The 16,038-nt window shown below is 66.0% G+C and carries 21 protein-coding genes; 13 read left to right on the top strand and 8 right to left on the bottom strand.

From position 1 onward, the window contains the following. From AB0J09_RS33740 to AB0J09_RS33730, 3 genes are all read left to right on the top strand, one after another. Positions 1-1,020: Gfo/Idh/MocA family oxidoreductase (locus AB0J09_RS33740; RefSeq protein ID WP_360699681.1), on the top strand; the 1,020-nt coding region annotated here is incomplete at its 5' end. Beyond that, positions 1,017-2,024, top strand: coding sequence for a sugar phosphate isomerase/epimerase family protein (locus tag AB0J09_RS33735; RefSeq protein WP_360699678.1), 1,008 nt, complete (start codon positions 1,017-1,019; stop codon positions 2,022-2,024). The genes AB0J09_RS33740 and AB0J09_RS33735, both read left to right, overlap by 4 nt. A 73-nt stretch (positions 2,025-2,097) precedes the next feature. Further along, entirely contained in the window at positions 2,098-2,472 is a 375-nt protein-coding gene (locus AB0J09_RS33730; RefSeq protein WP_360699676.1) for an inositol-3-phosphate synthase, read from the top strand. Between the two features lie 21 nt (positions 2,473-2,493). Here AB0J09_RS33730 and AB0J09_RS33725 read toward each other — a convergent pair whose 3' ends face one another. Further along, a complete protein-coding gene (locus AB0J09_RS33725) occupies positions 2,494-2,763 on the bottom strand; it encodes an integrase core domain-containing protein (protein WP_360699673.1) in 270 nt (89 codons plus the stop codon). Between AB0J09_RS33725 and AB0J09_RS33720 the strand changes: the two genes are divergently transcribed. Both AB0J09_RS33720 and AB0J09_RS33715 read left to right on the top strand, forming a co-directional pair. Then, entirely contained in the window at positions 2,753-2,962 is a 210-nt protein-coding gene (locus AB0J09_RS33720) for a hypothetical protein (protein WP_360699671.1), read from the top strand. The two genes, AB0J09_RS33725 and AB0J09_RS33720, sit on opposite strands and share 11 nt — an antisense overlap. A 171-nt stretch (positions 2,963-3,133) precedes the next feature. Further along, entirely contained in the window at positions 3,134-3,358 is a 225-nt protein-coding gene (locus AB0J09_RS33715; RefSeq protein WP_360699669.1) for an integrase core domain-containing protein, read from the top strand. A gap of 270 nt (positions 3,359-3,628) precedes the next feature. Here the strand turns inward: AB0J09_RS33715 and AB0J09_RS33710 are convergent, their stop codons facing one another. The 3 genes from AB0J09_RS33710 to AB0J09_RS33700 all read right to left on the bottom strand — a co-directional run bounded on the left by AB0J09_RS33710 (position 3,629) and on the right by AB0J09_RS33700 (position 5,383). Continuing rightward, positions 3,629-4,573 carry a hypothetical protein gene (locus AB0J09_RS33710; RefSeq protein ID WP_360699667.1) on the bottom strand — a complete coding sequence of 315 codons (945 nt, stop codon included), beginning with the start codon at positions 4,571-4,573 and terminating at the stop codon, positions 3,629-3,631. A gap of 103 nt (positions 4,574-4,676) precedes the next feature. Beyond that, positions 4,677-5,003: a hypothetical protein gene (locus AB0J09_RS33705; RefSeq protein ID WP_360699665.1), complete on the bottom strand. Its 327-nt coding sequence runs from the start codon at positions 5,001-5,003 to the stop codon at positions 4,677-4,679. After that, the gene (locus AB0J09_RS33700; protein WP_360699663.1) at positions 5,003-5,383 is read right to left on the bottom strand and encodes a hypothetical protein; all 381 of its coding nucleotides are present in this window, start codon (positions 5,381-5,383) and stop codon (positions 5,003-5,005) included. Before AB0J09_RS33700 ends, AB0J09_RS33705 begins: the two co-directional genes overlap by 1 nt. 464 nt (positions 5,384-5,847) lie before the next feature. Between AB0J09_RS33700 and AB0J09_RS33695 the strand changes: the two genes are divergently transcribed. Together AB0J09_RS33695 and AB0J09_RS33690 are read left to right on the top strand one after the other, a co-directional pair. Then, on the top strand, positions 5,848-6,195 hold the full coding sequence (locus AB0J09_RS33695) for a YbaB/EbfC family nucleoid-associated protein (RefSeq protein WP_360699661.1): 348 nt from the start codon (positions 5,848-5,850) through the stop codon (positions 6,193-6,195). 525 nt (positions 6,196-6,720) lie between these two features. Continuing rightward, positions 6,721-6,876, top strand: coding sequence for a hypothetical protein (locus AB0J09_RS33690; RefSeq protein WP_360699659.1), 156 nt, complete (start codon positions 6,721-6,723; stop codon positions 6,874-6,876). Positions 6,877-6,951: 75 nt separating this feature from the next. Here the strand turns inward: AB0J09_RS33690 and AB0J09_RS33685 are convergent, their stop codons facing one another. From AB0J09_RS33685 to AB0J09_RS33675, 3 genes are all read right to left on the bottom strand, one after another. Further along, positions 6,952-8,217 (bottom strand): DUF1266 domain-containing protein, encoded by a 1,266-nt coding sequence (locus tag AB0J09_RS33685; RefSeq protein ID WP_360699657.1) that lies wholly within the window; start codon positions 8,215-8,217, stop codon positions 6,952-6,954. A gap of 912 nt (positions 8,218-9,129) precedes the next feature. Continuing rightward, the gene (locus AB0J09_RS33680) at positions 9,130-9,399 is read right to left on the bottom strand and encodes a GYD domain-containing protein (protein ID WP_360699655.1); all 270 of its coding nucleotides are present in this window, start codon (positions 9,397-9,399) and stop codon (positions 9,130-9,132) included. 27 nt (positions 9,400-9,426) lie between these two features. Continuing rightward, positions 9,427-10,092 carry a hypothetical protein gene (locus AB0J09_RS33675; protein ID WP_360699653.1) on the bottom strand — a complete coding sequence of 222 codons (666 nt, stop codon included), beginning with the start codon at positions 10,090-10,092 and terminating at the stop codon, positions 9,427-9,429. A gap of 236 nt (positions 10,093-10,328) precedes the next feature. Between AB0J09_RS33675 and AB0J09_RS33670 the strand changes: the two genes are divergently transcribed. Together AB0J09_RS33670 and AB0J09_RS33665 are read left to right on the top strand one after the other, a co-directional pair. Next, positions 10,329-10,484 (top strand): heavy-metal-associated domain-containing protein, encoded by a 156-nt coding sequence (locus tag AB0J09_RS33670; RefSeq protein ID WP_360699651.1) that lies wholly within the window; start codon positions 10,329-10,331, stop codon positions 10,482-10,484. A gap of 242 nt (positions 10,485-10,726) precedes the next feature. Further along, positions 10,727-11,008 carry a hypothetical protein gene (locus AB0J09_RS33665; protein WP_360699649.1) on the top strand — a complete coding sequence of 94 codons (282 nt, stop codon included), beginning with the start codon at positions 10,727-10,729 and terminating at the stop codon, positions 11,006-11,008. 242 nt (positions 11,009-11,250) lie between these two features. Here AB0J09_RS33665 and AB0J09_RS33660 read toward each other — a convergent pair whose 3' ends face one another. Next, positions 11,251-12,027: an IclR family transcriptional regulator gene (locus AB0J09_RS33660; RefSeq protein ID WP_360699647.1), complete on the bottom strand. Its 777-nt coding sequence runs from the start codon at positions 12,025-12,027 to the stop codon at positions 11,251-11,253. A gap of 45 nt (positions 12,028-12,072) precedes the next feature. Here AB0J09_RS33660 and AB0J09_RS33655 point away from each other — a divergent pair, with 45 nt between their 5' ends. The 4 genes from AB0J09_RS33655 to AB0J09_RS33640 all read left to right on the top strand — a co-directional run. Then, complete coding sequence (locus tag AB0J09_RS33655; RefSeq protein ID WP_360699645.1) at positions 12,073-13,422, top strand: sugar ABC transporter substrate-binding protein; 1,350 nt, start codon at positions 12,073-12,075, stop codon at positions 13,420-13,422. A 63-nt stretch (positions 13,423-13,485) separates the two neighbouring features. Continuing rightward, positions 13,486-14,430 (top strand): sugar ABC transporter permease, encoded by a 945-nt coding sequence (locus tag AB0J09_RS33650; RefSeq protein WP_360699643.1) that lies wholly within the window; start codon positions 13,486-13,488, stop codon positions 14,428-14,430. Beyond that, positions 14,430-15,260, top strand: coding sequence for a carbohydrate ABC transporter permease (locus tag AB0J09_RS33645; protein ID WP_360699641.1), 831 nt, complete (start codon positions 14,430-14,432; stop codon positions 15,258-15,260). The genes AB0J09_RS33650 and AB0J09_RS33645 overlap by 1 nt, the downstream gene beginning before the upstream one ends. Before the next feature lie 8 nt (positions 15,261-15,268). After that, a partial coding sequence (locus AB0J09_RS33640; RefSeq protein WP_360699639.1) for a mandelate racemase/muconate lactonizing enzyme family protein occupies positions 15,269-16,038 on the top strand: 770 nt, incomplete at its 3' end.

Here is a 16,038-nt window from a genome sequence, read left to right as displayed (position 1 = left end):
GCCGCCGAGAAGCTGGGGTGGGCCGGCGCGGAGCCCGACTGGAAGCGCCTCCTCGACCGCGACGACGTGCAGATCGTCGACATCTGCACGCCCGGCGACTCGCACGCCGAGATCGCCGTCGCGGCGCTGGCGGCAGGCAAGCACGTGATCTGCGAGAAACCGCTCGCCAACACCGTCGCCGAGGCCGAGGCCATGGCCGCGGTGGCGAAGGAGGCGGCGGCGCGCGGCGTGCGCAGCATGGTCGCCTTCAACTACCGCCGCGTGCCCGCCGTCGCGCTGGCCCGGCGGTTCGTCGAAGAGGGCATGCTCGGCGAGATCCGGCACGTACGGGCGCAGTATCTGCAGGACTGGATCGTCGACCCCGAGTTTCCCCTGGTCTGGCGGCTCCAGAAGGAGAAGGCCGGCTCCGGGGCCCTCGGCGACATCGGCGCTCACATCATCGACGTCGCCGAGTTCATCACCGGTGAGCGGCTGACGGGGGTGGCGGCGCTGACCGAGACCTTCGTCAAGGAACGTCCCCTGGCGGCCAGTTCGGCCGGGCTCTCGGCCGGCGGCGGAACCGGGAGGGGCGCGGTCACCGTGGACGACGCGGCGCTGTTCATCGGACGGCTCAGCGGCGGCGGGCTGGCCTCCTTCGAGGCCACCCGCTTCGCGACCGGGCGCAAGAACGCGCTGCGCATCGAGATCAACGGCGCCCTGGGCAGCCTGGCCTTCGACTTCGAGTCGATGAACGACCTGTGGTTCCACGACCACACCATCGACAGCGCCGAGCACGGATTCCGGCGGGTGCTGGTCACCGAGCCGGACCACCCGTACGCCGGGGCGTGGTGGCCGCCGGGCCACGGCCTCGGGTACGAGCACACCTTCGTCCACGAGACGAAGGACTTCCTGGAGGCGATCGCCGCCGGCACCGACCCCGCACCGTCCTTCGAGGACGGCCTGCGGGTGCAGCGGGTGCTGGCGGCCGTCGAGCAGAGCGCGGCTGAGGACAGCCGCTTCATCACTGTGGAGGGTTCATGACGAGGCCGGTCACGTTGTTCACCGGGCAGTGGGCGGACCTGCCGTTCGAGGAGGTCTGCCGGCTGGCGTCGGAGTGGGGCTACGACGGCCTGGAGATCGCTTGCTGGGGCGACCACTTCGAGGTCGACAAGGCCCTCGCGGACGACTCCTACATCGAACGCAAGAAGGAGACCCTGGCCAAGTACAACCTCCGGGTGTGGACGATCTCCAACCACCTGGTCGGCCAGGCGGTCTGCGACCACCCCATCGACGAGCGCCACAAGGGCATCCTGCCCGCCCGCATCTGGGGCGACGGTGAACCCGAAGGCGTTCGGCGGCGCGCCGCCGAAGAGATCAAGAACACCGCCCGCGCGGCGGCCGCGCTCGGCGTCAGGACCGTCGTCGGCTTCACCGGCTCGTCGATCTGGCACACGCTGGCGATGTTCCCGCCGGTGCCCCCCTCGGTGATCGAGGCGGGCTACGCCGACTTCGCCGACCGGTGGAACCCGATCCTCGACGTCTTCGACGAGGTCGGAGTGCGCTTCGCCCATGAGGTGCACCCGAGCGAGATCGCCTACGACTACCACACCACGGTGCGGACGCTGGAGGCCATCGGCCACCGGCCGGCCTTCGGGCTGAACTGGGACCCCTCGCACATGGTGTGGCAGGACCTGGACCCGGCGAACTTCATCCTCGACTTCGCCGACCGGATCTACCACGTGGACTGCAAGGACGCCCGGGTGGCCACCCGCGACGGCCGGCGCGGCCGTCTGGCCTCCCACCTGGCCTGGGCCGACCCCCGGCGTGGCTGGGACTTCGTGTCCACAGGCCGGGGCGACGTGCCGTGGGAGGCATGCTTCCGCGCGCTCAACCACATCGGCTACGACGGCCCGATCTCCATCGAGTGGGAGGATGCGGGCATGGACCGGCTGCACGGCGCGCCGGAATCCCTCGCCTACATCCGCTCGCTCAACGCCATCAGCCCACCGGCCGCCGCTTTCGACGCCGCCTTCTCCTCCGAATGACCCATCACGCCGGGCGGCGGCCGCACAGTGGCCGCCGCCCACCGTCCCGGTGAGCGATCGCGAGCGGAGACAGATGAGAACCGGAGTATGGCTGATCGGAGCACGAGGATCGGTCGCGGTCACCAGCACGCTGGGGGCATTGGGGGTGCGGGCGGGCCTGGCCGACCCGACCGGGTGCGTCCTGGAGTCGCCCGGACTGCACAGCGACGCCCTTCCCGGCATAGGAGAGCTGGTCTTCGGCGGCCACGACATCTCCTCGATCCCCCTGGACAAGAAGGCCGCCGCGCTCGCCGAGGCGGGCATCGTCCCCGCCCGGCTGGCCGGGGCGGTGCGCGACGCGCTACTGGAGGTCGAGCAGGACGTACGGCCCCTGCCGGTCCGCGACACTCAAGCCGCGGTCGCCGACGCCATCGGCGCCGACCTGGACCGTGTACCGCTCGGGTATTGAGTTACGTGTCCTGAGCTGCGGTTAAGCGGAGTGGTGGTATTCGCCGATCATGCCTGCAATGACGGGTTTTCGGCGGATGGATCGCAGGTCGTTGAGTTCGGTCACGTCGCGGGTGGGCTGCGTCGCGGTGTCCGGAGATCGTTGTTGCCGGGACTGGTGCGGCCGGTGCCCGTTGTAGTGGATCAGGTATTCGTGGAGCACGCAGGCCAGGTGGTGTTCGTTGAGGATCAGGATGTGGTCCAGGAGCTCGCGGCGCAGGCTGCCGATGACGCGCTCGCAGATGGCGTTCATCCTCGGCGTCCGCGGCAGCGTGGTGATGATGCGCAGCCCGAACCTCGCGTGGCAACGATGCCAGGAGGGCGGTGAGGAAGGTTCTGTCCTCCGGGGTGAATCTCACCTGGGTGTCGGCGCCGAGTTGGCGTTCAAGAACCGTGATCTGATGACGCAGGGCCAGTATCTCGACGTCCTTGTCCCGATCGCTCATCGGTAGCAACCGCAGCGCAGCGAAAGTGTTCGTGATGGTCAGGTAGGCCAGGCGAAGGAGCACAGCCGGTCATCATGCCGCGCCCGCCTCCCTCTCCTGATGGTCGGAACTCGCGCATGCCACGCGAAGCCCTCACCGGGGGCATGACCTGGGTGGATGTAATTATCGGCAGGCGCAATGCTCCGGCGCGAATGCCTCGATCACCTTCTGGTTCACGGTGAGCGGCATCTGCGACGAGTACTGGCCGAGTATGAGCGCCACTACAACCAGCACCGACCGCATCAGGCACTGTCACTACGCCAACCCATTCACGATCAGGCTGAAGTGGTCGATCTCACGGCTCGAATAAAGCGACGGAGCGCCGTCTGCGGCCTGATCCACGAGTATCGCAGAGCCGCTTGACGCCGCGTGAAACCTCAGGCCAGCGCTACGAGCGAGTTTTGGCACCGGACAGGCCGCGGCCTAAGCCAGGCAAGATCGGCCAGAGCCCTGAGCTGCGGGTATACATTCAGGACCACCTGCATAAACGCTGGAGTCCCGAGCAGATCTCCCAGAGCCTGCGCAGGAGCTTCCCTGACCGGCCGGAGATGCATGTGTGCCACGAGACCATGGGACCATGCCGACTGCAGTAACCACGTGCCATGCGCCCTATCCTGCACACGACGGAGCGGGTTACCCAAAGGCGGAAGGCGGCGTTCTGCCGTTGTAGTAGGCCAGGAACTCCTCTGGGTCCATTTTCCCCCACTGTTCGTCCGTGGTCTCCGCGACACGTCTGCTGACATGTTCCTGAAGAGCCTGCTCCTGCCGCCGGACGGCGGAGACGTCGTAGCTCGTTCTTTCCAGGTTGGCTACATCTGGAGGCAGTGGCCCCTCCTCTGGTACGCGCGCACTTCGCCAGGCGTCGTCGACACGGCGTTGGGCGTCGTCCAAATGCTGTCGGGCCGTGTTGAGGGGGCGGCCTGCCCTGTTCAACTGACCGGCGTAGTAGGCCGCGTCCTCAGGTGACGACGCTCCCGTAGCGGCCATTCGATCCTCGATGCTCTGGACTTTCCTCCCGGCGCGCCCCACCGCCGCGTCCGCTCTGCCCAGCGGAATCCGGCTACGCACAACCTGCGCTTCCAGGCTGCTCGACGGTCGGGCCTCCTGCCTGATCAGCGCGCCGAATATCCGGCCGACGAGTTGCCTCATCTTGACAAGATTGATCATCACCTTGTTCGCCAGCGCCTTGAGCCTGGCCAGCAGCCGAGCTCCGATGGCGGGATTCGTGGCCACGATATAGACGGCGGTACACGCGGCGACCGCCAGAAAGCCAAGGGCGGCATTGCCCCATTCGACGGCGTTTCCCGCGGTGGCCATGTTGTTCGTGGCGACGGCGAGCCGCTGCTGCAGATCGTCGATGTCGCCCATCAGGCCCTCTACAAAGGCGTTCGAGGTATCTGCGGCGACTCCCTGATTGACGGCCGCACCCTGCTGGGCCTGTGCCGTACCCCCGGAAAACCCCTCATGCGAGCTCACCGGACCCAGCAACTCCTCAAGCCGCTCCCGAAGCGGACCCGTATCGGTAAGCGGCGGAAGCCCCAGAATCGCAAGCCCCTGGGCAATCGTCGAATCACTCATCTTCGCCCCTCTGGCGACCGCTTGACGTCATTCCTCGCCATCGAACAGAATCTGGGCGTTCATCAGCCTTGCTCGACCGGCCGGCTTCGAACAAGACCAGTGATCAGCCTCCGAGAGCTTGTTTCACTCGGTTGATGTACTCCAGACCGACTTCCTCGGCGGTGTCGTTGTTCGCTGCCATGGTGAGTTGGCCGGAGCCGGCGTGTTCCAGGTCGTCGGCGATCCGTGCGAGTTTTGCTCTCAGATTGGTCGCCAACTTCGCATAGGGAACGCTGATCTCCTCATGGGACAGGCCACAACCATTCGCCAGGATGCCGTCCAATTGCTGGCGCAGTTCGCGGTACTCCCAGGCGAGCACTCCCATATTGCGGCCCGCCGCCCGGCGACCCTTGGCATCAATGATCGCCCCGTCATTGGAAAACTCGTTCATCAGCCCTCCAGTTTCCGCATCGTCTCGTACAAAGCTGTGGTGATCTGAGTGAATTCCCGATCGTGCCGGGATTCGAACTCGTCGAGCCGCGCATCCAGGGCTTCAGCCAGGGCGACCGCTTTGGCTTCTTCCTCGGCCTTCTTCTCGGCGAGCTGTCCGCGGCGGTCTTCCTGCGCCTGCCGTATGGCGGTCACGACGTGCCTCGCCAGGACCTCCGGGGCGAGCCTCATGGCCCGCGCCCCAATGGACAGTCCCTCCAGCAGCCCGTTGTCCGCGACGAAGGCCTTGACCAGGCCATCCGCCGCCTCTCCGACTCCGCGAAATCCGTCATCGTCTCCGAGGGAAGCCACGCGAGTCTCCAATAAGCGAAGGTCCGTCACAGACGCGGATCAGGCAGGTAGACCATCAACGCTCAGAGTCTGGTACCTAGAATGGCCGGGGCGGCGACCACTCCATGTGCGTAGGGGAAACATCAAGTCCTCGGTTGGGTGAACGATCAGTGTCGACACCACTATCCTGCCTGTTCGTCAGGGCGATCCGACGCTGTCAGCGGCCATATCGATGGGGTCGTACCGTGCGGCGAGCAGTCACTGATGATCAACTTGCCGTTATCGCCGGTTATCGTAGCGGATGACCTGGAGACCTGTCAGGTACCCGAACTCGCGCATAGGGCTTGACCAGGTCTTCTGCGCTCGGCCCCTGCGGGTACGGGGCGTCCTCGGACGCAGCTGGACGGTACGGCCACCGCGCCGCTCGCCCTTCGGTGGCCAACGACGCACGATGGGCGGTTTAATGTCGCTGGACTCCGATGCGCCAGATGTGGCCCTTGGGACTGGAGTGATGAATGGCTGCGGCATCTGAGGATGAGGACCCCATCGGCGAAGGTCAAGCCGACGGCGGCTTGGTGAGCGCCGTCGTGGGCCAGGACGGCCTGCTGGACAGGCTCCGGCTGGAAGCACGGGCCATGCGTTCCGGATCCAAGGACCTGGCCGACCACATCATCGCCGCCGTACGGGCGGCGCAGCAGGATCAGCTGAGGCGGGCCGGCGAGTCTGCTGCATCCCCCGAGGGAGGTGTCGACCCGGAGCACTTCTTTCGCCGACTGGACGACATGGAGGCCCAGGCAGCCCAGGATTTCGCCCGTCTGACATCGAGCCTCGATGAGACGCTCCGCCGCCTGGAAGAGAAATGAGACATCACGTCAAACGATGGGCAGGTGTCCAGCAACGGTCAGTTCGGCCGTGCTGACGCCTGCGTTACGCGGCCGGGTAGCCGGCGGATGTCCGGCCTCGGCCGGTAGTTCGTTGGCCCGTACGGCGGCGGGGCCGTCCTCCTCCAGCCGTACGCTCTGTGTGGCTCGAATATTCGGCCACTGCGTCCGATCTGCGGGTTCGCTGAACACACTGAATCTCCAGCTCCGTGGTTTAGCGGTCGCTCAGCTACTTTGGACAACTGCTCAGATGGCACGCTCAAGATCTGCAGGCATGCCGAGGGGCTGTAGGCCAGCGCATGAATCGAATATTCGAGCCCCACACCCTCGCTCTCTGGGGCGACCCGGTACAGAACGCTCTCCTCTGGAAGGCCCGTAACCCGTACGACCGGGCACTCGACCTGTTCGGCATCCCCCTGTACGTCTCCAGCGGCAACGGACAGCCGGGTCCCCTCGACCCCGCCCGGAACGCCGGCCGACCCGCTCCTCGAACCCTGGTGCAACGACATGGCCGGCGCGTTCGTCAGCAGCCTCCGCGCGCTCGGAGCGAACGTCACGGCGAACCTGTACGGACCGGGGCAGCACAACTGGCCCTACTGGGAACGCGAACTGCACCGATCCTTCCCGCTCCTGATGCAATCGCTGGGCCTCCCGCCCCAGTAGGGTGCGTCATCACCGGCATGGCGAAGAAGACCGCGTGGGTCCGCTACGACGGATTCTGGCACGCCACAGGCTTGGTTATTTGAAGGGGATGTTGAGCCACGGGCTGTTCCGGTCGGTCGTCAGGATTCTGTGTGCGTTGAGCATTTCCCCATACCAGTCACCGAATTCCTCCTCATCAAAATGGAGGCAACGTCCCAGGATGTAGGCGGCTGAGAACTCTTCCCATGAACGGTAGTTGATCCGGCTGAGCCTTCCGGCGCGGAGAACCGCCCGTTCGGCCTCCGCCAGGTCGCAGTAGCGGGCACCGAGTCCCCAGCGTGCCATCTTTGAAGCCCGACCGTAGTCCCACGCCTCCACCGTGTGGACGAATCTGTCCTTGGCAAGTAGCCCGTCTGCACGAAATCGCGCCTCATATCGTGTGATTCGTCCGATGAGCCGTTGCGCTCCGGCGACTTGGGCCTCCGTCTCGGAGTCACTTTCAGGCGCCGTCATAGTGACCCCGTCGGGAGCGGTGTCCTTTTCTGCTGTGCGGTTCCGAATGACTCGCGAGGTCACCTGGCGCCAGTGGTCGATCTCGACCTTGCCGCCGAAATCGCGGGCGAGAACGCTGCGTACGCGAAGGACGAGTCCCCAGAACGGGCTGCTCATTCGGCCGTCGAGAAGCGTCTCCTCAGCACGCGACCACTCTTCGCGGCCGGTGATCTCCCACCACTCCTTGAGGCGTTTCCGTTCGCGAACGTAGCCGGTTCCATGCCAGCCCATCGCGTTCCAGAGCGAGGCATTGCTCACGCAGAGAAGCGCCCCGCAGGCGAGGCCGTGGGCGACCGGACCGTGCAGCGGGCCACCGGCCCACAGCGTGCGCAGTTCGTTCCGGCGAGGGTAGGGCATCCGTTCGGCATGCCGGCGCCACACCAGCCGATGGGCGGCCGTTGCGGGGAAGAACGCTTCGCAGGGGCTGCCGGGGTTGATAGCCAGCCACTCGTCGTCCCGGGGCCAATTCTGGGCGAGTTCGCCGAGGTCGTCTTGAAAGAAGACCGGGTCGGGCGCGGGCGCCGGAAGCATCCCGTCGGTGAAGAACGCAAGAAACTTGGTACCAGGCTGCGTGTCCCAGTACGTGGGGGTGTAGCTGACCCAGCCGGGTCGGGAGTCCGCATTGGCGCGCGACATCGCGTGATAAAGATTCGCGGTGGTGAGGACGTCGAAGTACGCAGGCCAGTCGCCCCGCATCTTGGCCTCGTACAGACCGCCTTCGATGTCGGTAGGCGCGTGCCATGCAGGGAAGGGCGGCGCCCCTTTCCCGTCGTTGGATGCACCCTGTTTTGCCATGAGATCAGGGCTCATGCCATTCCACGTTCCCATGCCCCACTACGTTACAAGTGCCCCATGGTCCTGCTCAGGGGCGGATCTCGGGTCACGTCCGCGTCACTGACCGGGACGGTGGTGGGCAGCTGGGGGGTCTCGAAGTAGCGGGCCTTTTGCCGGCGCAGCAGCGCTTCCCCGTGCTCGGGCGTTGGCGAAAAGCTCCTGGAGGAGACCGAAGTCGAGATAGAGGTCGCTGCCGATTCGGCCTCCAGCACCTCGTCGGGACAGGGGGAGCTCGGGGGACCCGCGCCGGGCGGGAGACTATCTGACGATCGGGGTGGCGATCGAGGAGAAGGCTCCATCGCCACGGTGAGCCCAGGATCCCTGGGGCAGCACAGAGTTTCATGCCTGTTCATTGCCTCTGTCTATTCGACCGGGAGGGGTCCGAGGCGGGTAGGGCAGAGGAGGGAAACCAGTACAGCGGGTGGGATTACCGTCACCCAAAGCCGAGAACTTCGACCCCGTGACCGCCATGGCCGCCCCAGCGCAGGGTGGCTGCACGAGAAGAGGGACTCGACCATGCCCAAGTATCTGATTCAGGCCACCTACACCGCGGACGGCCTCAAAGGGGTGCTGCAAGATGGCGGCACGGCGGAGTCCTCCACAAGTACTCACATGCCGCTTGACCTGCATGGATGGAATTTCGGCAGGCGCAGGGCCGCCAGCGCTCCAGCAGCGCCGACAGCGCCCGCTCCAGGCCGGTGACGCGCAGGGTCTTGAGCAGCAGCAGGCTTCCGTCATGGGACAGCAGCCCGGTGCCGTCCGCGGAGGCGGTGATGGTGCGGTGGGAGGCGATAGTCTTCGCGCGGAAAGTGCTTCTCGATCTGGCGGGACAGGACCTTAGACAAGCCTCATCCTCCCAGCTCAGAAGCACTTTTCTCATGTATCCGATCAACTCACGCGAAATTCACCGCGAAAGCCCGAGGCTAGAGCGGCCGACGCCGCATTGCTCGGCAGGTCGAGGATCACGAACGTGTCAGACTCGCCGAATGCGAAATACATCTGCTCCACTCGGCCGCCGACGCTTTCCGCCGTGCGCTCCACGGTGAGCACGGTCTGGATCCCTGCGTCGGCGAGGACCTCGTCCATGAGGGCGGGAAATTTCGTATCTCGATCTCGGATCAGATAGCGGGCTCGGCAGCCCGCATCGTCCAGATCCATCACCAGATTCCTTATCGCCTGGATGACCTAGGTGGCGGTCGGATGTGCGGTGGTGCCGAGCCCGCGGACGTGCCTGGTGGCGTGCTCGATGACGGCCAGGATGTATTGGCGCTGGCAGTTGAGGGTGACGGTCTCGATGAAGTCGCAGGCCAGTAGGGCGGCTTGCGAGCGTAGGAAGTCGGCCCACGTGGTGGACGCCCGCTCGGGTGCCGGATCGATACCTTCCTGCTTGAGGATCTCCCAGACGGTGGAGGGCGCGATCTTGATGTCGAGTGTGGTGAGCTCTCCGTGTATCCGCCGGTAGCCCCAGCCGGGGTTCTCCCGGGCCGGGCGCAGGATGAGAGCGCGGATGGAGCGGACCGTGGGTGGACGTTCGGGCCCTTTTGGCTGGCAGGAACGGGCATGGCGCCGTTTCATCGGATCGCGGTGCCAGCGTAGGACGGTATCCGGGCGGACGAGAAGCCGTAGTCGGCGTAGGACCTCGCGGGGCAGCGCTGTCAGGCGCGCGGCGAGGAAGGCTTGGTCTTCCGGGGCGAATCTCACCTTGGTGTCGTCGCCGAGTTGCCGTTCGAGGGCGGTGATCTGGTGACGCTGGGCGAGGATCTCGACGTCCTTGTCTCGGTCTCCCATCGGCAGCAACCGCAGCGCTGCGAAGGCGTTGGTAATGGTCAGATAGGCCAGGCGAAGGAGCATGGCCGATCATCATGCCGCACGTGTTCCTTCGCCTGGTGGCCGGAATGGAGCACGCCACGCGAAGGCCAACATGGTTGTGACCTGGGCGGATGTGATTATCGGCAGGCGCAGTGTTCTTGCGGCACCCAGGACAGCGCCCAGGAGGCCGGCGTCGCGGTTGCGACCTCGATGGTCGGCGAAGGCGTGCGGCAGGTGTATGCGTCAGCGGGATGACCTGCGGACATTGCGTGTCGTCGGTGTCGGCCGAGATCGGCAAGGTTGAGGGGGTCAGCGAAGTGCAGGTCGATCTGACCGCCGGCGCGGTCACGGTGAGCGGGTCGGGTTTCTCCGACGATCAGATCCGCGCCGCCGTACAGGAGGCCGGTTATGAGATGGCCGGCGCCGGCTCGTAACACCGATCGCCCCCGGCTGCAGGTCGGCATGAGAGGGCCGCTAGGCGACTTCCGGACGAGGGTGGGCGCACGGACCTGCGCGCCCACCCAACGGGGGCCGATGTCGGACGTTCGGCGGGTTCTCGGCGGGCGGGAGCCGCGCCTCCCTCATGTACGACAACACCGACCTGTTCGCTCACCACACCGCCTGGAGCTCGGGTGGACCGGCGGCCTCGCAGGCGTAGATCGACCGGCTGAAGGCGGTGCCCGGCGGCATCTACATCGGCACCGGCCTCCAGGACCGCCTGGGCAACATCGCGCAGAACTCGCAGCTGCTGGCCGCCGCCCTCAAGGCCGCCGGTGTCAACGTCACCGAACACAACGTCGACGGCGTCCACACGTGGCACGTCTGGCGCCCTCTGTTGAACTTCTACCTGCAGAACCTGGCGTTCCGCACGACCACGACGGGCGTGGGCGGCAACGCCGAGCCTGCCGGGAAGTCCGACAAGGTCACGCTCACCGCGACGGCGACGTGGACGGCATGACCGCCAACGTCGCCTCACCGAAGGGCAAGGTCAAGTTCTACGCGGGTGACACCTACCTCGGATCCGCGCCGGTCACGAAAGGTGTCGCCACCTTCCCTGATCCGGCGAGCCCTTGCCGTGGCACCTCCCACCCGGAGGCGCCATGGCAAGGTGCCGGACGATCTGCGGCGGAGGCCCCGAAGGGCACGCCCCGGCAGGTGCGGAGAAGGGGCCACCGGCGGGGTGTTCCCGAAGGGCGCGTCTCAGCTCGCCGATGGCGCAGGCGAGGGCTCGGGTGTGAATCCGAGTTCCTGCGAGATCAGCGCCGAGGTCTCCAGCAGGAGCGGGACCTTCTCCTTCAGCTGGTCCAAGCTCGCGATCACCTCGATCGCGGTCAGGGAGACGGCCGCGATGACCTGTCCACGCGAATCCCTGATCGGTGCGGCGACGCACATGACATAGGCGTCGTGCTCGCCGTCATCGATGGCCCAGCCACGCTCGGCGACGCGGGTGAGTTCGGCGTCGAGGGATTCGCGGTCGGCGAAGGTCGTGCTGGTGTACGGCTCGAAGGTGACGTGCGAGAGCAGGCGATCGCGTTCCTCCTGGGAGAGGTGGGCAAGGATCACTTTGCCCACGGCACTCGCGTAGATCGAGACGGCACGGCCGATCCGTGACGGCAGCTTCACCGCGTCGAACGCGGGGCTGTCCACCTTGTCGACGTAGACGATCTCGTCGCCGGTCAACTGTGCCAGGTGCACGGTATGGCCCGTCTGCCGCTGAAGCACGCGTAGGTACGCGGACGCGAACTGACGTAGGTCCATCGAGCCGAGCGCGAGTTCCGACAGTTCGATGAGCCCGCTGCCGAACACGTACGTCCCCGCTCCCGTCTTGCGCACGAACCGTGCGGCCTCCAGCGTCTGGAGGATCCGGAGGGCCGTGGATTTGTGGACTCCGAGCACGTCCGAGGCCTCCGAGAGTGTCAGCGGATGTTCCGCCACCAAGCGGATCAGGTTGATCGCACGCTGGATCGATTGCGCCACTTACCGTCCTCCTTGCGTTGCATATCTTGCAATATAGCTCGCGAGGTGCGCAACTGTCATTTGACAGCGTTGCACATGTCGCTACGATCGTTGCAATTCCGACCACGGTTTCGGGGAAGTAACCGGTTATTACTCTGGAGTAACAAAATGAGGCTGCATCGCGTTCGCCGCGGCATGGTCGCGGCGGCCGGCGTCACATGTATGGCCGTCGCCCTCTTGACGGGCTGCGGCTCCGACGGTGGATCCGGAGGCGGCGTGACCAAGCTGACGTTCGCCGCCTCGACCCTCGGCGATCCGGGCCGTGGGCCGCTGCTAACGAAGTGGCTCGAGGAGTTCAACAAGAGCCAGAGCAAGGTACAGGTCTCCGCCGCGGCGGTGCCGTACCCGACCTTTGGCCAGACCATCCTGACCCAGATGGGCAGCGGAAAAGGGCCCGATCTGATCCGCTTCGACATGCCGGAGTTCGAGTCCGCCTCGGATGCCGGCCTCATCGCACCCCTCAACGACCTGATCGACGTCAGCAAGTATGACCTGCTCAAGCAGCCGGACCAGTTCATGGTCCACGACGGCCAGCGTCACGGGATCATCTTCGAGGCGTCGAACTACGCGATGTTCTACAACGCCGACCTGATCCCGAAACCCCCGACCAGCTATCAGGAGTTCTTCGACACGGCGAAGTCGCTGACCAAGGGCGACACCTACGGCTTGGCGTTCCGTCAGACGGAGGCCGAGGAAGCCGGTGTGTGGCAGGACATCTTCAATTACGTCTACGGCTTCGGCGGCGCGTGGTCGGACGGCCAGAAGCTGACGATCAACTCGCCCGCGAACCTCAAGGGCCTGCAGGCGTTCAAGGACCTGTACGACGCCAAAGTGATCCCGCGTGGCGCGGACGCGGCGACGTTCCGCCGCATGTTCGCCGAGGGCAAGGTCGGCATGGAGCTCAACAACGGCGGCTATGTGACGGCGACTCGCGGTCAGAACGCCGATCTCAAGTTCAACGTCGCACCCATCCCGTTCCCCGTCCGCAAGCAGGGCGCGATCCTCGCACCCCTCGTCATCAACGAGGCGAGTCCGGCGAAGGAGGCGGCGGCCACCTTCATCCGGTGGGCGCTCGAGCCGAACAACCAGGTTAAGCTGCAGGAGATCCTCGGCGCCAGCAGTGTGGCAACGGTCACCAAGCGAAGCCCTGAGCAGCTCCAGAAGACGCCCTTCCTGACCGTCTTCGACGACCTCACCGAGTCGAGCCTGCCGCAGATCGTCCAGGGGTTCGAGGCGAAGACGCCGGACATCCGCAAGATCGTCGTGCAGAACGTCGTCGCGGCGCTCCAGGGTACGGTCGACCTCAAGACCGCACTGGACCGCGCCCAGCAACAGGCGTCCCAATTGGTTGGCTGACCGGACGCCGTCGGCGGGAGGGTCTCCCGCCGGGAGCATCCTACTTTCGAAGGACCGAACTCGATGACTGTGCTCGAACGGCAGCAGATTACAGGGACTCGATCCGGTACCAGGCGTCGAGGCAGCCCGCTGGGGAGCAAGTGGACGCCCTACCTCTTCCTGGCCCCCGCAGCCCTTTTCATCCTGGTGTTCCAGGTCGTTCCGCTGGCGCAGGAAATCTTTCTGAGCTTCACGCGAACCTCGCTGCTGAACCCCACACGCAGCACCTGGGTGGGATTCGACAACTTCACCCGCATCTTCGGCGACGAGGACTTCCGCCGTACCCTCCTCATCACCCTCGTCTACGTCGTCGTGTGTGTCGTCGTCGCCGTGGGAACCGGGCTCGCGGTCGCCCTGCTCCTCAACAAGGGCTTCCGCGGCCGGGGGCTGGCGCGGGCACTGGTGACCATTCCGTGGGCGGCGCCCGGTATCGCGGTCGCGCTCATCGCGATATGGATGCTCAACCCGGACTACGGGATCGTGAACCGATTCCTGGATGCGGTCGGCCTCGGCGTCCCGGGCGGCGCCATCCTCGACAGCCCGCGATACGCCCTCCCGGCGGTCCTCGCGACGACCATCTGGCAACTGTTCCCGTTCACCTCGGTGGTGCTGCTGTCCGCGCTGCAGTCCGTCCCCCCGCACCTCACCGAGGCCGCGACGATGGACGGTGCGGGAAGATGGTGGACCTTCCGCGCCGTCACCTGGCAGGCCATCAAGCCGACCGTCGGCCTGCTCGCCCTCCTCATGACCATCTGGTCGCTGCGGCGATTCGAGCTCATCTGGCTCATGACGAAGGGGGGACCGGTCGGCGCGACCGAGACGCTGGTCATCGACCTCTACTCGCAGGCCTTCGACTCCAAGCAACTCGGCTCGGCGGCGGCGGTCGGCATGGTCGGCGTCGTCATCTCGCTCATCGTCATCGCCGGTAGCCGGTTCGTCGCCCGTGCCGCCGAGAGGGAGGCCCGCTGATGAGACTGCCCCACATCGGTCTGACCTTGCGGATCATCGCTGTTCTCGTCGTGCTGGGGATCGCCGTCTTCCCCCTGTACTGGATGTTCGTCACCGCACTGTCGGGCAATTCGGAGCTCTTCGCCCATAAGGCCCGGCTCGTCCCCGACTTCTCGCAGTTCGGGGTCTTCATCGACGCGCTGGCCGAAGGCAAGGCGACGACCTGGCTGCGCAACAGCCTGGTGATCGCCGCAGGCACGACGGTCCTCTCGATCGGCCTCGGCATCCCGCTCGGCTACGCGCTCTCGCGGTTCTCCTTCCAGGGCAAGGTCCTCGTGACCGTCGTGCTGCTGTTCACGCAGATGCTTCCCGAGGCTCTCATGGTCGTGCCGCTGTTCGCGCTCTTCCGGCGATTCGACCTCCTCGACTCCCTCGGCGGGCTCATCCTGGTCAACTCCGCCTTCGTCCTGCCGATCGTCGCCCTCATCCTCAAGGGCGCGATCGACGGCCTACCTCGTGAACTGGAGGAGTCCGCGCGGGTCGACGGAGCACGACCGCTCACCGTGCTCACCCGCATCAACGTGCCGCTGATCGCTCCGTCGCTCGCCGCCACCGCGGTCATCGCGTTCTTCCACGCCTGGAACGAGTACGTGTTCGCCGTGACGTTCATCTTCACCCCCGGAATGCAGCCGGCATCGGTCGGCATCGCGAACTTCATCGGCGAACTCGGCACGCCGATCCAGACGGTCATGGCGGTCGCCTTCATGTTCACGGCGCCCGCCGTCGTCTTCTACCTGTTCGTGCAGAAATATGTGGTGGCCGGCATGACAGCCGGCGCAGTGAAGGGCTGAGCCGGAGCATGAAGATCACCTCAGTCGACACCCTAGTCGTCGACTTCTACCGAACCAACCTGGTGATCGTCCGCGTCTCGACGGACGAAGGAATCGTCGGACTGGGCGAAGCGACCCTGGAGGGCAAGGAACGCGCCGTCCAAGGCGCCATCGCCGAAGTGGCCGAAGCCGTGGCCGGGATGGACCCCACCCGCATATCCGGCATCCTGTACGAACTGGCGAGGGACTGGTACTGGCGAGGCGGCCCGGTCATCATGACCGCGCTGAGCTCGCTCGAGATGGCGCTGTGGGACATCTCGGCACGAGAGCTCGGCGTCCCGGTCTCCCGCTTGCTCGGCGGCGCCACCCGCGACCGGGTGCGCGCCTATGCCAACGGCTGGTTCTCCGGAGCCGTCACGTCCGAGGACTACGCGGCCGCCGCGAGGAGGACCGTCGACAGCGGCTTTCGCGGTCTCAAGTGGGATCCCTTCGAGAACTACGACCTCACGATCACCTCCCGGCAGCTGGACCGCGTGCTCGCGCAGATCGACGCCGTCCGCTCCGCCGTCGGGCGCGACGTCGAGTTGTTCATCGAGGGCCACGGCCGGTTCGACGTCACCCACGCCGTCAAGGTCGCGCGGGAGATCGCGCAGTTCGAACCGGTGTGGTTCGAGGAACCCTGCCCCCCGGACAACCTCGATGCTCTCGTCGACATCCGCCGGGCGTCGCCGGTGCCCATCGCCGCCGGGGAGCGATGGTTCGGACGGCAGGGTTTCGCGCCGGCGCTCGCCCGTCAGGC

This window comes from Nonomuraea sp. NPDC049784 (assembly GCF_040659615.1).
Lineage (GTDB): Bacteria > Actinomycetota > Actinomycetes > Streptosporangiales > Streptosporangiaceae > Nonomuraea.
Note: the sequence above shows the minus strand (reverse complement) of the source record. Positions and strands in the feature narration are given on the sequence as shown.

What these genes read in the sequence shown, in the direction of transcription:
- AB0J09_RS33695 (WP_360699661.1), top strand. Translation starts at nt 5,848, where the DNA reads ATGGCTGCGGCATCTGAGGATGAGGACCCCATCGGCGAAGGTCAAGCC.
- AB0J09_RS33715 (WP_360699669.1), top strand. Translation starts at nt 3,134, where the DNA reads ATGCTCCGGCGCGAATGCCTCGATCACCTTCTGGTTCACGGTGAGCGG.
- AB0J09_RS33680 (WP_360699655.1), bottom strand. Translation starts at nt 9,399, where the DNA reads ATGGATCTGGACGATGCGGGCTGCCGAGCCCGCTATCTGATCCGAGAT.
- AB0J09_RS33720 (WP_360699671.1), top strand. Translation starts at nt 2,753, where the DNA reads ATGGCGTTCATCCTCGGCGTCCGCGGCAGCGTGGTGATGATGCGCAGC.
- AB0J09_RS33730 (WP_360699676.1), top strand. Translation starts at nt 2,098, where the DNA reads ATGAGAACCGGAGTATGGCTGATCGGAGCACGAGGATCGGTCGCGGTC.
- AB0J09_RS33735 (WP_360699678.1), top strand. Translation starts at nt 1,017, where the DNA reads ATGACGAGGCCGGTCACGTTGTTCACCGGGCAGTGGGCGGACCTGCCG.
- AB0J09_RS33675 (WP_360699653.1), bottom strand. Translation starts at nt 10,092, where the DNA reads ATGCTCCTTCGCCTGGCCTATCTGACCATTACCAACGCCTTCGCAGCG.
- AB0J09_RS33705 (WP_360699665.1), bottom strand. Translation starts at nt 5,003, where the DNA reads ATGAACGAGTTTTCCAATGACGGGGCGATCATTGATGCCAAGGGTCGC.
- AB0J09_RS33685 (WP_360699657.1), bottom strand. Translation starts at nt 8,217, where the DNA reads ATGAGCCCTGATCTCATGGCAAAACAGGGTGCATCCAACGACGGGAAA.
- AB0J09_RS33645 (WP_360699641.1), top strand. Translation starts at nt 14,430, where the DNA reads ATGAGACTGCCCCACATCGGTCTGACCTTGCGGATCATCGCTGTTCTC.
- AB0J09_RS33725 (WP_360699673.1), bottom strand. Translation starts at nt 2,763, where the DNA reads ATGAACGCCATCTGCGAGCGCGTCATCGGCAGCCTGCGCCGCGAGCTC.
- AB0J09_RS33650 (WP_360699643.1), top strand. Translation starts at nt 13,486, where the DNA reads ATGACTGTGCTCGAACGGCAGCAGATTACAGGGACTCGATCCGGTACC.
- AB0J09_RS33710 (WP_360699667.1), bottom strand. Translation starts at nt 4,573, where the DNA reads ATGAGTGATTCGACGATTGCCCAGGGGCTTGCGATTCTGGGGCTTCCG.
- AB0J09_RS33690 (WP_360699659.1), top strand. Translation starts at nt 6,721, where the DNA reads ATGGCCGGCGCGTTCGTCAGCAGCCTCCGCGCGCTCGGAGCGAACGTC.